Origin of the sequence: Streptomyces asoensis (genome assembly GCF_013085465.1) — a bacterium.
GTDB classification, from domain to species: domain Bacteria; phylum Actinomycetota; class Actinomycetes; order Streptomycetales; family Streptomycetaceae; genus Streptomyces; species Streptomyces cacaoi_A.
The window spans coordinates 2690748-2704978 of sequence record NZ_CP049838.1 but is presented as its reverse complement, the minus strand read 5'-3'; the positions used below and the strand labels follow the sequence as shown (position 1 = coordinate 2704978).

Below are 14231 nucleotides of genomic sequence, written 5' to 3'. Positions count from 1 at the left end.
TCCGTGTGACAGTTCGTAATCACATCGAGCGATCGGGCCTTCCGGTCCGGGCGGTCCGTACCCCTACTGGCGGGTACGGACCGCCCTGCCGTGTATGGGCGAAGTCGATGTCACTCCGGCGGCCTCGGAGAGGTAGGGTCGGGGTTGGTCGGGGACATCCCAAATACAGCTCGCCGGCACCGCATAGCCGGCGTACCAACGAGGAGATCGGTTCGTGACGATCCGCGTAGGCATCAACGGCTTTGGCCGCATCGGTCGTAACTACTTCCGCGCGCTGCTGGAGCAGGGTGCTGACATCGAGATCGTGGCTGTCAACGACCTGGGTGACACCGCGACCACCGCACATCTGCTCAAGTACGACACCATCCTGGGCCGCCTCAAGGCCGAGGTGTCGCACACCGCCGACACGATCACCGTCGACGGTCACACCATCAAGGTGCTGTCCGAGCGCAACCCGGCGGACATCCCGTGGGGCGACCTGGGCGTCGACATCGTGATCGAGTCGACCGGCATCTTCACCAAGAAGGCCGACGCCGAGAAGCACATCGCCGGCGGCGCCAAGAAGGTCCTCATCTCGGCTCCGGCCAAGGACGAGGACATCACCATCGTGATGGGCGTCAACCAGGACAAGTACGACGCGGCCAACCACCACGTCATCTCCAACGCCTCCTGCACCACCAACTGTGTGGCGCCGATGGCCAAGGTCCTCGACGAGAACTTCGGCATCGTCAAGGGTCTGATGACGACGGTCCACGCGTACACCAACGACCAGCGCATCCTGGACTTCCCGCACTCGGACCTGCGCCGCGCCCGCGCCGCCGCCGAGAACATCATCCCGACCACGACGGGTGCCGCCAAGGCCACCGCCCTGGTCCTCCCGCAGCTCAAGGGCAAGCTGGACGGCATCGCCATGCGCGTCCCGGTCCCGACCGGCTCGGCCACCGACCTGGTCGTGACGCTCCAGCGCGAGGTCACCAAGGACGAGGTCAACGCCGCGTTCAAGAAGGCCTCCGACGACGGCGACCTCAAGGGCTACCTGTCGTACACCGAGGACCAGATCGTCTCCTCGGACATCGTCGGCGACCCGGCCTCCTGCACCTTCGACTCCTCCCTGACCATGGTCCAGGAGGGCAACACGGTGAAGATCCTCGGCTGGTACGACAACGAGTGGGGCTACTCCAACCGCCTCGTCGACCTGACGGTCTTCGTCGGCGGCCAGCTCTGATCGTCGGATCAGGCACCTTGATGTGAGTGCAGGGCTCGGGCGGCGCAGGGACGCGCCGCCCGAGCCCTGACGCACGTACGGATCAGCCTTCCTCCTGGTCGCCGGCGAGCACGAGCGATCACGAGCACCACGAGCCCTCCTCAGGAGCCCCCGTAATGAAGACGATCGACGAACTTCTCGCCGAAGGCGTCGCAGGCAAGCGGGTCTTCGTCCGCGCCGACCTCAATGTGCCGCTCGACGGCGCCACCATCACCGACGACGGTCGTATCCGCGCCGTCCTGCCCACCGTCAAGGCCCTCGCGGACGCGGGCGCCAAGGTGGTCGTCGCCTCGCACCTCGGCCGTCCCAAGGGTGCGCCGGACCCGGCCTTCTCCCTCGCCTCCGCCGCCGCCCGGCTGGGTGAACTCCTCGGCTCCGCCGTGGCCTTCGCGACCGACACGGTCGGCGAGTCCGCGCGGTCCACGGTCGCGGGCCTCACCGACGGCCAGGTCGCCGTCATCGAGAACCTGCGCTTCAACGCGGGCGAGACCAGCAAGGACGACGCCGAGCGCGGCGCCTTCGCCGACCGGCTCGCCGAACTCGCCGACCTCTACGTCGGTGACGGGTTCGGGGCGGTGCACCGCAAGCACGCCTCCGTCTACGACCTCCCGGCGCGGCTGCCGCACGCGGCCGGCTTCCTGATCGCCACCGAGGTCGGCGTCCTGAAGAAGCTCACCGAGGACGTCAAGCGGCCCTACGTCGTCGCCCTCGGCGGCGCCAAGGTCTCCGACAAGCTCGCCGTCATCGACCAGCTGCTCGGCAAGGCCGACCGCATCCTGATCGGCGGCGGCATGGCCTACACCTTCCTCAAGGCCCAGGGCCACGAGATCGGCGTCTCGCTCCTCCAGGAGGACCAGCTCCCGGCCGTACGGGAGTACATCGAGCGCGCGGAGAAGACCGGCGTCGAGCTGGTCCTGCCCGTCGACGTCCTCGTCTCCACCGGGTTCCCGGACCTGAAGGCCAAGGCCCCGACGAACCCCACCACCGTCACCGCGGGCGCGATCCCCGGTGACCAGATGGGGCTGGACATCGGTCCCGAGTCCCGCAAGCTGTACGCCTCGAAGCTCGCCGACGCCGGCACCGTCTTCTGGAACGGCCCCATGGGCGTCTTCGAGCACCCCGACTACGCCGAGGGCACCAAGGCGGTCGCCCAGGCCCTCATCGACTCCCCGGCCTTCACGGTCGTCGGCGGCGGCGACTCCGCCGCGGCCGTCCGCCTCCTGGGCTTCGACGAGAACGCATTCGGCCACATCTCGACCGGTGGTGGCGCCTCCCTCGAATACCTCGAGGGCAAGACGCTCCCCGGCCTCGCCGCACTGGAGGGCTGACCCCGCATGACCACTCGCACGCCGCTGATGGCGGGCAACTGGAAGATGAACCTCAACCACCTCGAGGCCATCGCCCACGTCCAGAAGCTCGCCTTCGCCCTGGCCGACAAGGACCACGAGGCCGTCGAGGTCGCCGTCCTGCCGCCCTTCACCGACCTGCGCTCCGTACAGACCCTGGTCGACGGCGACAAGCTGAAGATCAAGTACGGCGCCCAGGACATCTCGGCGCAGGATTCCGGCGCCTACACCGGCGAGATCTCCGGCCCGATGCTCGCCAAGCTGAAGTGCACGTTCGTGGCGATCGGCCACTCCGAGCGCCGCCAGTACCACAACGAGACCGACGAGCTCGTGAACGCCAAGGTCAAGGCCGCCTACAAGCACGGCCTGACCCCGATCCTGTGCGTCGGTGAGGAGCTGGACGTCCGCGAGGCGGGCAACCACGTCTCCCACACCCTCACCCAGGTCGAGGGCGGTCTGAAGGATCTTCCGGCCGAGCAGGCCGAGACGATCGTGATCGCCTACGAGCCCGTCTGGGCCATCGGCACCGGCAAGGTCTGCGGCGCCGAGGACGCGCAGGAGGTCTGCGCCGCCATCCGCGGCAAGCTCGCCGAGCTCTACACCCAGGAGCTGGCCGACAAGGTCCGCATCCAGTACGGCGGCTCCGTGAAGTCCGGCAACGTCGCCGAGATCATGGCGCAGGCCGACATCGACGGCGCGCTGGTCGGCGGTGCCTCGCTGGACGCCGACGAGTTCGTCAAGATCGTGCGCTTCCGCGACCAGTGATCCGAGCTGTGAGTATGCGGTAGCGGCGATCCGTCGTACCCTTGCGGGGGCATAGCGGTTGTCGCTATGCCCCCGTCGTTCGTCCGCGTCATCCGAATCCGAGGAAGTTGGTCCAGCCGTGGTTTTGGGGTTCTCGATCGCCCTGATCGTCTTCAGCCTGCTGCTGATGCTGCTGGTGCTGATGCACAAGGGGAAGGGCGGCGGCCTCTCCGACATGTTCGGTGGCGGCATGCAGTCCTCCGTCGGCGGCTCCTCGGTCGCCGAGCGCAACCTCGACCGCATCACCGTCGTGATCGGTCTGCTGTGGTTCGCCTGCATCATCGTTCTCGGCATCGTCATGAAGACGAACAGCTGATCAGCTTCGCACAGTCACGCACATTCCGGTACGTAAGGCCCCATGTTCGGTACGCGCAGCTGAGCGCGGCCTATCATGGGGCTTGCGTCTAGGTGTGGAAGCTGTAACTCCAATCACTGGACGCGCGTTGGGCCTTACGTAGACTGAGGCGCTCGCAGCGAAGCGAAACGCCGACTCGCTTTGCGGCACCATCACGCAGGGAGTTACGACCGTGGCAAGTGGCAACGCGATCCGAGGAAGCCGGGTCGGGGCGGGGCCGATGGGCGAGGCCGAGCGGGGCGAGTCCGCGCCGCGTCTGCGCATCTCCTTCTGGTGCTCCAACGGACACGAGACGGTGCCCAGCTTCGCCAGCGACGCGCAGGTTCCCGAGACCTGGGACTGCCCGCGCTGCGGCTTTCCCGCCGGGCAGGACCGGGACAACCCCCCGGCCCCGCCGCGAACCGAGCCCTACAAGACGCACCTCGCCTATGTGCGGGAGCGGCGCAGCGACGCGGACGGCGAGGCGATCCTCGCCGAGGCGCTCGCCAAACTGCGGGGCGAGATCTGACGAACCGAGACCGGCCGGGTGCCCGAGGGTGCCTGGCCGGACGTGTTCCACGCACGGGCGCATGGTCGCCCGCGGGCCGTGTGTCAGTGGTGCCCTCCACGCGCCCGTTCGGCGCGCCCCTGTGGACCTCGAGGCCCTCGGCGGGGCCGACGCCTGCCCGATGACCGTTACCCGGCCGCCGGCGGACTGCCGGTCGGCCCGTTCGTGCCGCGCCGACACGGCGACGCGGCCCCACGCGCGTAGTGCGCACTCGCCGTTGTCGCGTTGATACCCGTGGGCCGGCCGCACGTACCTGTTGTTGCCCCGTAGGACTCCGGCACGTCCGCTCACCCGACGTGCTGATCAACTAGGTTGGAACCGGCGGGGCAAGGCGTGCGCAGCACGGACAGATGAGGAAAGAGGGCTGAAGTCCGACATGAACGCAGACGGCCGTACGAGGCTCAACCAGACGCCCGAGTGGGCCGCGCTGGCCAAACACCGCGAGGAACTCGGCGAGGTGCGGCTGCGGGAGCTGTTCGCCGCCGACCCCGAGCGCGGCGCGGGATACACGCTACGGGTCGGTGACCTGCACATCGACTACTCCAAGCACCTCGTCACCGACGAGACACTGCGGCACCTGCGTGAACTGGCCGTCGCCACCGACGTCTTCGGCCTCAGGGACGCCCTGTTCCGCGGCGAGAAGATCAACACCACCGAGGACCGCGCCGTCCTGCACACCGCCCTGCGCGCCCCGCGCGACGCGGTGATCGAGGTCGACGGGGAGAACGTCGTCCCGGCGGTGCACGCCGTCCTCGACAAGATGGCCGGCTTCGCCGACCGCGTACGCTCCGGCGTCTGGACCGGTCACACCGGCCGGCGCATCCGGAACGTGGTGAACATCGGCATCGGCGGCTCCGACCTGGGCCCGGCGATGGCCTACGAGGTGCTGCGCGGCTACACCGACCGCGACCTCACGGTCCGTTTCGTGTCCAACGTGGACGGCGCCGACCTGCACGAGGCCACCCGCGACCTGGACCCGGCGGAGACGCTGTTCATCATCGCGTCGAAGACCTTCACCACCATCGAGACGATCACCAACGCCACCTCGGCCCGCACCTGGCTGCTGAAGGGGCTGGACGGCGACGACCAGGCCGTCGCCAAGCACTTCGTCGCGCTGTCGACGAACGCCGAGAAGGTCGCCGACTTCGGCATCGACACGGCCAACATGTTCGAGTTCTGGGACTGGGTCGGCGGTCGTTACTCGTTCGACTCGGCGATCGGCCTGTCGCTGATGATCGCCATCGGCCCGGACCGCTTCCGCGAGATGCTCGACGGCTTCCACCTCGTCGACGAGCACTTCAGGACCGAGCCCGCCGAGTCCAACGTGCCGTTGCTGCTGGGCCTGTTGGGCATCTGGTACGGCAACTTCCACGACGCGCAGTCGCACGCCGTGCTGCCCTACAGCCACTATCTGTCCAAGTTCGCCGCCTACCTCCAGCAGCTGGACATGGAGTCCAACGGCAAGTCCGTCGACCGGGACGGCGAGCAGGTCGACTGGCAGACCGGCCCGATCGTCTGGGGCACGCCGGGCACCAACGGGCAGCACGCCTACTACCAGCTCATCCACCAGGGCACGAAGCTCATCCCTGCCGACTTCATCGGCTTCGCCGAGCCGGCCGCCGAGCTGAGCGACGAACTCAAGGCACAGCACGACCTGCTCATGGCCAACTTCTTCGCCCAGACCCAGGCGCTGGCCTTCGGCAAGACGCCCGAGGAGGTGCGCGCCGAGGGCGTGCCGGAGGAGCTGGTGGCCCACAAGACGTTCAAGGGCGACCACCCCACGACCACGATCCTGGCCCGTGAGCTGACCCCCTCGGTCCTCGGCCAGCTCGTCGCGCTCTATGAGCACAAGGTGTTCGTGCAGGGCGCGGTGTGGAACATCGACTCCTTCGACCAGTGGGGCGTGGAGCTCGGCAAGGTGCTCGCCAAGCGCGTCGAACCCGCCCTCACCGAGGGCGCCGAGGTCCCCGGCCTGGACGCGTCCACCAAGGCCCTGGTCGCCAAGTACCGGGAGCTGCGCGGCCGGTAGCGGTCACCGGACGGGAGGAGCGGGAAGCGGGCGGCGGGTGGTCGTCCGCTTCCCGTAGACTCCCCGGCGATCATGAGGCCGATCTCTCGGGGGAGAGCAACGTGACCAGTGCACGCAGGAGTTGGACCGACGGCTCGCTGTCCGTCCGCTCGTTCCTGAAGCCCCACAAGGTGGCGTGGGCGGTGTTCCATCCGGCGTGGATACCCGAAGCGCTCGATCCGACGGTGGAACGGCTCAAGCGCGGCAGGGTCCTCGCCGGGGCGGTCGCGGCCGTCGGCGTCTACACCTTCGTCGAGGGCGGCTTCGCCTTCGAGGAGATGCTGGAGAACACGGCGATCGCCTCTGCCGTGCTGTTCTTCCTCACCCCGGTGACGGTCGGCGTGATGCTCTTCGTCTGGCGGCGCACCGGCACCGTCCGGCAGCTGAAGCGGCCGCTCCTCGACTCGCTCAAGCTGCTGCTGCTCTTCATCGGCTGTGTCCTGACGACCGTGGGGATCTTCCAGTCGAGCGAGCTGGTCGGGCTGGTGCCGAGGATGCTGCTCAGCCTCGTGGGCCTCTGGATGGCCTTCTTCGTGATGGCCGGCGCCGTCCGGCTCTCCGGGAACTTCTTCGGTTCCGCAGCGGTGCACCGCTGTCTGCCGCCGCTGCTCGCCACGGTGACGACCTGGCTGATGGCCGTCCCCGATCTGATCACCGGTGACCTGCACGGCCTCAGCCTCACCATGGGCATCGTCTTCATCCTGGGCGCACCGGTGACGGTCACGGGGATCGCGTTGCTGGAGATGCGCCGCCTCAAGCGGCGGTACGGCATCCGACTGGCGGCCCACCCGGCCACCCTGCCGCCGACACCGGCCTGGGCGCCCTCCCAGGTCCCGCCGCAGGGAAACCCGTACGGACAGCAGTACGGGCAGCCCGGACACCCGCACGGACAGCCGTACGGACACCCGCACGCACCGGGCCCGGGGCAGCCGTATCCCCAGGGCAACCCGTACGGGGGCTACCGGGCCCACAACGGGCAGAACCCGTACGGCGGTTGACCGTACGGGTTCTGTGGAGCGGCGACCGCGTCAGGCGGATGCCGGAGGGTACAGCGACCGCGGGAGCCGGGAGGCCGCCGCGGTGTCCAGCAGCCACAGGGTGCGGGAGCGGCCCCGGGCGCCCGCCGCGGGGGCCTGGATCTCGCCCGCGCCGGACAGGGCGATCGCCGCGGCCTGCGCCTTGTCCTCGCCCGCCGCGAGCAGCCACACCTCACGGGCCGCCCGGATCGCCGGGAGGGTGAGGGTGACCCGGGTCGGCGGGGGCTTGGGCGCGCCGCGCACGCCCACCACCGTGCGCTCGGTCTCCCGCACGGCCGGCAGCTCCGGGAAGAGCGAGGCCACATGGGTGTCCGGGCCGACGCCCAGCATCAGGACGTCGAAGGCGGGCACGTTGCCATGGTTCTCGGGGCCGGCCGCGCGGGCCAGCTCCTCCGCGTAGGCGGCCGCGGCCGCCTCCACGTCGGCGCCGTACGGACCGTCGGACGCGGGCATGGCGTGTACGCGCTTCGGGTCCACCGGGACGGAGTCCAGCAGGGCCTCACGCGCCTGCGTGACATTGCGCTCCGGGTCGCCCTCGGGCACGAAGCGCTCGTCGCCCCACCACAGGTCCAGCCGGGCCCAGTCGACGGCGTCGCGGGCGGGCGCGGTGGCCAGCGCGGCCAGCAGACCGTTGCCGTTGCGGCCGCCCGTGAGGACCACGGACGCCTGGCCCCGGGAGGCCTGGGCGTCCACGATCTTCGTGATGAGACGGGCCGCGGCGGCCTGCGCCATCAGTTCCTTGTCGTGGTGCACGACCAGCTGGGGAGTGCTCACTGCGGATCCGCTTTCCTGACCGGGGGCATCTGCGCCGGAGTCGGCCGGTCGGCGTCGCCGTGACCCGCCGGGGCGGTGGCCGGCGGAGCCGACGCGGAGTCGGGGCCCGTGGCCGCCGGTTCCGGCACCGCGCGGACGGGGAGGGACGGCGTGGGCTGGCCGGCGGCCTCGGCCCGCTCCGCCTCCCGCTCGGCGGCCGACTGGATCCCGCCCAGCCGGTCCACGCCGAACCGCAGGGCGGACGCGTACGTGTCGTCGGGGTCGAGCCTGCGCAGCTCCTCCGCGAGCAGCTCGGACGTCTCGCGGCGCTTGAGCGCCACCGCGCGGTCCGGCTGGCCCGGCAGCGCCAGCGTGGCCATCGCACCGTCCGACCGGTGCAGCGTGATCGGACCGCCGGTCGTCTCCATCCGGACCTGGGTCAGACCGGGACCGGCCGAGATCGCGCGGCGGACGTGCACATGGAGCCGGTCGGCGAGCCACATGGCGAGCAGCTCGACGCTCGGGTTGGCCTCCTCGCCCGCCACTTCGGCGGAGACGATCTCGCAGCTGACCTGGTCGAGGGCGGCGGCCAGCATCGAGCGCCACGGTGTGATCCGGGCCCACGCCAGGTCGGTGTCGCCCGGCTCGTAGCTCTCGGCACGGGCTCGCAGTTCGTTGATGGGCTTCTCGGCCGCGTAGCTGTCGGTGACCCGGCGCTGGCCCAGGGCGCCCAGCGGGTCGCCCGCCGGGTCGCGCGGGGCGTCCACCGACCACCAGACCACCACCGGCGCATCCGGCAGCAGCAGCGGCAGGACGACGGACTGGGCGTGGTCGGAGACCTCGCCGTACAGCCGGAGGATCACCGTCTCGCCGCTGCCCGCGTCCGCGCCCAGCCGTACCTCGGCGTCGAGGCGGGACTGGGTGCGGCCCCGGGGGGACCGCGAGACGCGCTTGATGACCACGAGCGTGCGCGAGGGGTGCTCGTGCGACGCGTCGTTGGCGGCCTTCAGGGCGTCGTAGGCGTTCTCCTCGTCCGTGACGACGACGAGGGTGAGCACCATGCCGACGGCGGGTGTGCCTATCGCACGCCTGCCCTGCACCAACGCCTTGTTGATCTTGCTGGCAGTGGTGTCCGTGAGGTCTGTCTTCATGGCCGGCGCCAGCTCCGTCCGTCTCGCTCGAGCATCTCGTCGGCCTCGACGGGCCCCCACGTGCCCGACGGGTACTGCGCGGGCTTGCCGTTCTTGTCCCAGTACTGCTCGATCGGGTCGAGGATCTTCCAGGACAGCTCCACCTCTTCCGTGCGGGGGAAGAGGTTCGAGTCGCCCAGCAGCACATCGAGGATGAGGCGCTCGTACGCCTCGGGCGAGGACTCCGTGAAGGACTCGCCGTAGGCGAAGTCCATCGACACGTCCCGGATCTCCATCGAGGTGCCGGGCACCTTCGAGCCGAAGCGGACCGTGATGCCCTCGTCGGGCTGGACGCGGATGACGATCGCGTTCGCGCCGAGCTCCTCGGTGGCCGTGGAGTCGAAGGGGGAGTGCGGGGCCCGCTGGAAGACGACCGCGATCTCGGTGACCCGGCGGCCCAGGCGCTTGCCGGTGCGCAGATAGAAGGGGACGCCCGCCCAGCGGCGGTTGTCGACCTCCAGCTTGACGGCCGCGTAGGTGTCGGTCTTCGACTTGGGGTCGATGCCGTCCTCTTCGAGGTAGCCGACGGCCTTCTCGCCGCCCTGCCACCCGGCCGCGTACTGGGCGCGCACGGTGGCGCGGCCCAGGTCCTTCGGCAGCCGCACGGCACCGAGCACCTTGGTCTTCTCGGCGGCCAGCGCGTCCGCGTCGAAGGAGGCCGGCTCCTCCATGGCCGTGAGGGCCATGAGCTGGAGCAGGTGGTTCTGGATGACGTCACGGGCGGCGCCGATGCCGTCGTAGTAGCCGGCCCGGCCGCCGATGCCGATGTCCTCGGCCATCGTGATCTGGACGTGGTCCACGAAGGACCGGTTCCAGATCGGCTCGAACATCGTGTTGGCGAAGCGCAGCGCCATGATGTTCTGGACGGTCTCCTTGCCCAGGTAGTGGTCGATGCGGAAGACCTGGTCCGAGCCGAAGACCTCGTGGACGACCTTGTTGAGCTCCTCGGCGGAGGCGAGGTCGTGGCCGAAGGGCTTCTCGATGACCGCGCGTCGCCAGGAGCCGTTCTTCTGGTCGGCCAGCCCGTGCTTCTTCAGCTGCTGGATGACCACCGGGAAGGAGCGCGGCGGCACGGAGAGGTAGAAGGCGAAGTTGCCGCCCGTGCCCTGCGCCTTGTCGAGTTCCTCGATCGTGCCGCGCAGCCGCTCGAAGGCGTCGTCGTCGTCGAAGGTGCCCTGCACGAAGCGCATGCCCTGGACGAGCTGCTGCCAGACCTCCTCGCGGAAGGGCGTGCGGGCGTGCTCCTTGACGGCGTCGTGGACCTCTTGTGCGAAGTCCTCGTGCTCCCACTCGCGGCGGGCGAAGCCGACCAGCGAGAAGCCCGGCGGCAGCAGACCCCGGTTGGCGAGGTCGTACACGGCGGGCATGAGCTTCTTCCGGGACAAATCGCCCGTGACGCCGAAGATGACCAGGCCCGACGGCCCCGCGATACGCGGGAGCCGTCGGTCGGCGGGGTCACGCAGCGGGTTGCTGCTCGACAGAGTTCAGCCCTCCGAGGGGGCGAGGCGCTGGAGCTCCGCCTCGGTCGACTTGAGCAGGTCGTTCCAGGACGCCTCGAACTTGTCCACGCCCTCGTCCTCGAGGAGCTGGACCACGTCGTCGTAGGAGATGCCGAGCTTCTCGACGGCGTCGATCTCGGCGCGGGCCTGCTCGTAGGTGCCGGCGACGGTGTTGCCGGTGATCTGCCCGTGGTCCTCGGTGGCGAACAGGGTCGCCTCCGGCATGGTGTTCACCGTGTTCGGCGCCACCAGGTCGTCCACGTACAGGGTGTCCTTGTAGGCGGGGTCCTTCACGCCGGTGGAGGCCCACAGCGGACGCTGCTTGTTGGCGCCCGCCTTCTCCAGCGCGGCCCAGCGCTCGCCGGCGAAGACCTCCTCGTACGCCTGGTAGGCGAGCCGGGCGTTGGCGAGGCCCGCCTTGCCGCGGGCGGCCTTGGCCTCGTCGGTGCCGAGCGCGTCGAGCCGCTTGTCGATCTCGGTGTCCACGCGGGACACGAAGAAGGACGCCACGGAGTGGATCTTCGACAGGTCCAGGCCGCGCTCCTTGGCCTGCTCCAGGCCGGCCAGGTAGGCGTCCATGACCTGGCGGTAGCGCTCCAGGGAGAAGATCAGCGTGACGTTGACGCTGATACCGAGGCCGATGACCTCGGTGATCGCCGGCAGGCCGCCCATCGTGGCCGGGATCTTGATGAGCGTGTTGGGGCGGTCGACCAGCCAGGCGAGCTGCTTGGCCTCGGCGACCGTCGGCTTGGTGTGGTGCGCCAGGCGCGGGTCGACCTCGATCGAGACCCGGCCGTCCTGGCCGCCGGTGGCGTCGAAGACCGGGCGCAGGATGTCGGCGGCGTCGCGGACGTCCGCCGTCGTGATCATGCGGATGGCCTCTTCGACGGTGACCTTGCGGGCGGCGAGGTCCGACAGCTGCTGGTCGTAGCCGTCGCCCTGCGAGATCGCCTTCTGGAAGATCGACGGGTTGGTGGTGACGCCCACGACGTGCTGCTGGTCGATCAGTTCGGCCAGGTTGCCGGACGTGATCCGCTTGCGCGACAGGTCGTCCAGCCAGATCGCGACGCCTTCTTCGGAGAGGCGCTTGAGTGCGTCTGTCATGGAATTACATCTCCTACGTGTCGTATGTGAGCGTCAGCGCTGGGCGGCGGCGAGGGATTCCCGGGCCTTGTCGGCCACGTTCTCCGCAGTGAAGCCGTACTCCTGGAAGAGGACCTTGCCATCGGCGGAAGCACCGAAGTGCTCCAGGGAAACGATGCGGCCGGCGTCCCCGACGTACTTGTGCCAGGTGAGACCGATGCCCGCCTCGACCGAGACGCGGGCCTTGACGGACGGGGGCAGGACGCTGTCCCGGTACCCCTGGTCCTGCTCCTCGAACCACTCCACGGACGGCATGGACACCACGCGCGTGGGCACACCGTCGGCTTCCAGCCGCTCGCGCGCCTCGACGGCGACGTGCACCTCGGAGCCGGTCGCGATGAGGAGCACCTCCGGCGTCCCCGTGGAGGCCTCGAACAGGACGTACCCGCCCTTGGCCGCGTTCTCGTCGGGCTCGTACGTCGGCACGCCCTGGCGGGTGAGGACCAGACCGTGCGGGGCGCCCTTGCCGAAGACCTTCGTCCAGCGCTTGAGGATCTCGCGCCAGGCGATCGTCGTCTCGTTGGCGTCGGCCGGGCGGACGATGTTCAGGCCCGGGATCGCGCGCAGCGAGGCCAGGTGCTCGACCGGCTGGTGGGTCGGGCCGTCCTCGCCGAGACCGATGGAGTCGTGCGTCCACACGTACGTCACCGGCACGTGCATCAGGGCGGACAGCCGCACGGCGTTGCGCATGTAGTCGGAGAACACGAGGAACGTGCCGCCGTAGATGCGCGTGTTGCCGTGCAGCGCGATGCCGTTCATCTCCGCGGCCATCGAGTGCTCGCGGATGCCGAAGTGGACGGTGCGGCCGTACGGGTCCGCCTCCGGCAGCGGGTTGTCCGCCGGGAGGAACGACGACGTCTTGTCGATCGTCGTGTTGTTGGAACCCGCGAGGTCGGCGGAGCCGCCCCACAGCTCGGGGATGACCGCGCCGAGCGCCTGGAGCACCTTGCCGGACGCGGCACGGGTGGCGACGCCCTTGCCGGGCTCGAAGACCGGGAGCTTCTCCTCCCAGCCGGTGGGCAGCTCGCCCGCGGCGACGCGCTCGAACTCGGCGGCGCGGTCGGGGTTGTTGTCCCGCCACTGCTGGAAGGACTTCTCCCACACGGCGCGGGCCGCCTGGCCACGCTCCAGGGCGCCCCTGGTGTGGGCGATGACCTCGTCCGCGACCTCGAAGGACTTCTCCGGGTCGAAGCCGAGGACGCGCTTGGTGGCCGCGACCTCGTCGTCGCCGAGCGCCGAGCCGTGGGCGGCCTCGGTGTTCTGCGCGTTCGGCGCGGGCCAGGCGATGATCGAGCGCATCGCGATGAAGGACGGCTTGTCCGTCACCTGCTTCGCGGCCTCGATCGCGTCGTAGAGGGCGTGCGGGTCCAGGTCGCCGTCCGGCTTGGGGGCGACGCGCTGCACGTGCCAGCCGTACGCCTCGTAGCGCTTGGCGGTGTCCTCGGAGACGGCCGTCTCGGTGTCGCCCTCGATCGAGATGTGGTTGTCGTCCCACAGCAGGACCAGGTTGCCGAGCTTCTGGTGACCGGCCAGCGAGGACGCCTCGGCGGAGATGCCCTCCTGGAGGCAGCCGTCACCGGCGATCGCGTACACGAAGTGGTCGAACGGCGACTCGCCGGCCGGGGTCTCCGGGTCGAACAGACCGCGCTCGTAGCGGGCGGCCATGGCCATGCCCACGGCGTTGGCGACACCCTGGCCCAGCGGGCCGGTCGTCGTCTCGACGCCCGTGGTGTGGCCGTACTCCGGGTGACCCGGCGTCTTCGAACCCCAGGTACGGAACGACTTCAGGTCGTCCAGCTCCAGGCCGAAGCCGGCCAGGTACAGCTGGGTGTAGAGCGTCAGGGACGAGTGGCCCGCGGACAGCACGAACCGGTCGCGGCCGACCCAGTCGGCGTCCGCCGGGTCGTGCCGCATCACCTTCTGGAAGAGGGTGTACGCGGCAGGCGCCAGGCTCATCGCCGTACCGGGATGGCCGTTGCCGACCTTCTGTACGGCGTCGGCGGCCAGGACGCGGGCGGTGTCCACGGCCCGCTGGTCCAACTCGGTCCACTCGAGGTCTGTGGTGGTCGGCTTGGTGCTCACCCTGGGTCAGGGCTCCTCTCCACATGTCACGCATGTCGAATGCCGGTGCACGCGGCGCCCACCGGCCGTTGTCGAGCCTACCCCCGTGAGAACGTGCATTTTTTCGAGTCATTCCAGACTGCCGGGAGACTTGGTGGTCCGCC

General features: G+C 69.8%; 12 protein-coding genes. 7 read left to right on the top strand and 5 right to left on the bottom strand.

Annotation, left to right across the window (positions count from 1 at the left end; genetic code table 11):
* The first annotated feature begins 214 nt into the window (after positions 1-214).
* The 7 genes from gap to G9272_RS12085 all read left to right on the top strand — a co-directional run bounded on the left by gap (position 215) and on the right by G9272_RS12085 (position 7382).
* Positions 215-1225 carry a type I glyceraldehyde-3-phosphate dehydrogenase gene (gene gap / locus G9272_RS12115; protein ID WP_171396580.1) on the top strand — a complete coding sequence of 337 codons (1011 nt, stop codon included), beginning with the start codon at positions 215-217 and terminating at the stop codon, positions 1223-1225.
* A gap of 155 nt (positions 1226-1380) precedes the next feature.
* Positions 1381-2592 carry a phosphoglycerate kinase gene (locus tag G9272_RS12110; RefSeq protein ID WP_171396579.1) on the top strand — a complete coding sequence of 404 codons (1212 nt, stop codon included), beginning with the start codon at positions 1381-1383 and terminating at the stop codon, positions 2590-2592.
* Between the two features lie 6 nt (positions 2593-2598).
* Complete coding sequence (tpiA, locus tag G9272_RS12105; RefSeq protein ID WP_171396578.1) at positions 2599-3375, top strand: triose-phosphate isomerase; 777 nt, start codon at positions 2599-2601, stop codon at positions 3373-3375.
* 124 nt (positions 3376-3499) lie between these two features.
* The gene (gene secG / locus G9272_RS12100) at positions 3500-3730 is read left to right on the top strand and encodes a preprotein translocase subunit SecG (protein ID WP_020131907.1); all 231 of its coding nucleotides are present in this window, start codon (positions 3500-3502) and stop codon (positions 3728-3730) included.
* Positions 3731-3941: 211 nt separating this feature from the next.
* Positions 3942-4277 (top strand): RNA polymerase-binding protein RbpA, encoded by a 336-nt coding sequence (locus G9272_RS12095; RefSeq protein ID WP_082412914.1) that lies wholly within the window; start codon positions 3942-3944, stop codon positions 4275-4277.
* 415 nt (positions 4278-4692) lie between these two features.
* Entirely contained in the window at positions 4693-6345 is a 1653-nt protein-coding gene (gene pgi / locus G9272_RS12090; protein WP_171396577.1) for a glucose-6-phosphate isomerase, read from the top strand.
* Positions 6346-6446: 101 nt separating this feature from the next.
* The gene (locus G9272_RS12085; protein ID WP_171396576.1) at positions 6447-7382 is read left to right on the top strand and encodes a hypothetical protein; all 936 of its coding nucleotides are present in this window, start codon (positions 6447-6449) and stop codon (positions 7380-7382) included.
* A 30-nt stretch (positions 7383-7412) separates the two neighbouring features.
* Here G9272_RS12085 and pgl read toward each other — a convergent pair whose 3' ends face one another.
* Genes pgl through tkt form a run of 5 tightly spaced genes read right to left on the bottom strand, consistent with a single transcriptional unit; the run spans position 7413 to position 14088 of the window.
* Positions 7413-8195, bottom strand: coding sequence for a 6-phosphogluconolactonase (gene pgl, locus G9272_RS12080; RefSeq protein ID WP_171396575.1), 783 nt, complete (start codon positions 8193-8195; stop codon positions 7413-7415).
* Entirely contained in the window at positions 8192-9325 is a 1134-nt protein-coding gene (opcA, locus tag G9272_RS12075; RefSeq protein WP_171396574.1) for a glucose-6-phosphate dehydrogenase assembly protein OpcA, read from the bottom strand. The genes pgl and opcA overlap by 4 nt, the downstream gene beginning before the upstream one ends.
* On the bottom strand, positions 9322-10845 hold the full coding sequence (zwf, locus tag G9272_RS12070) for a glucose-6-phosphate dehydrogenase (RefSeq protein WP_171401950.1): 1524 nt from the start codon (positions 10843-10845) through the stop codon (positions 9322-9324). The genes opcA and zwf overlap by 4 nt, the downstream gene beginning before the upstream one ends.
* A 3-nt stretch (positions 10846-10848) precedes the next feature.
* Positions 10849-11967 carry a transaldolase gene (gene tal, locus G9272_RS12065; RefSeq protein WP_171396573.1) on the bottom strand — a complete coding sequence of 373 codons (1119 nt, stop codon included), beginning with the start codon at positions 11965-11967 and terminating at the stop codon, positions 10849-10851.
* Between the two features lie 33 nt (positions 11968-12000).
* Entirely contained in the window at positions 12001-14088 is a 2088-nt protein-coding gene (tkt, locus tag G9272_RS12060; protein ID WP_171396572.1) for a transketolase, read from the bottom strand.
* Positions 14089-14231: the final 143 nt, after the last annotated feature.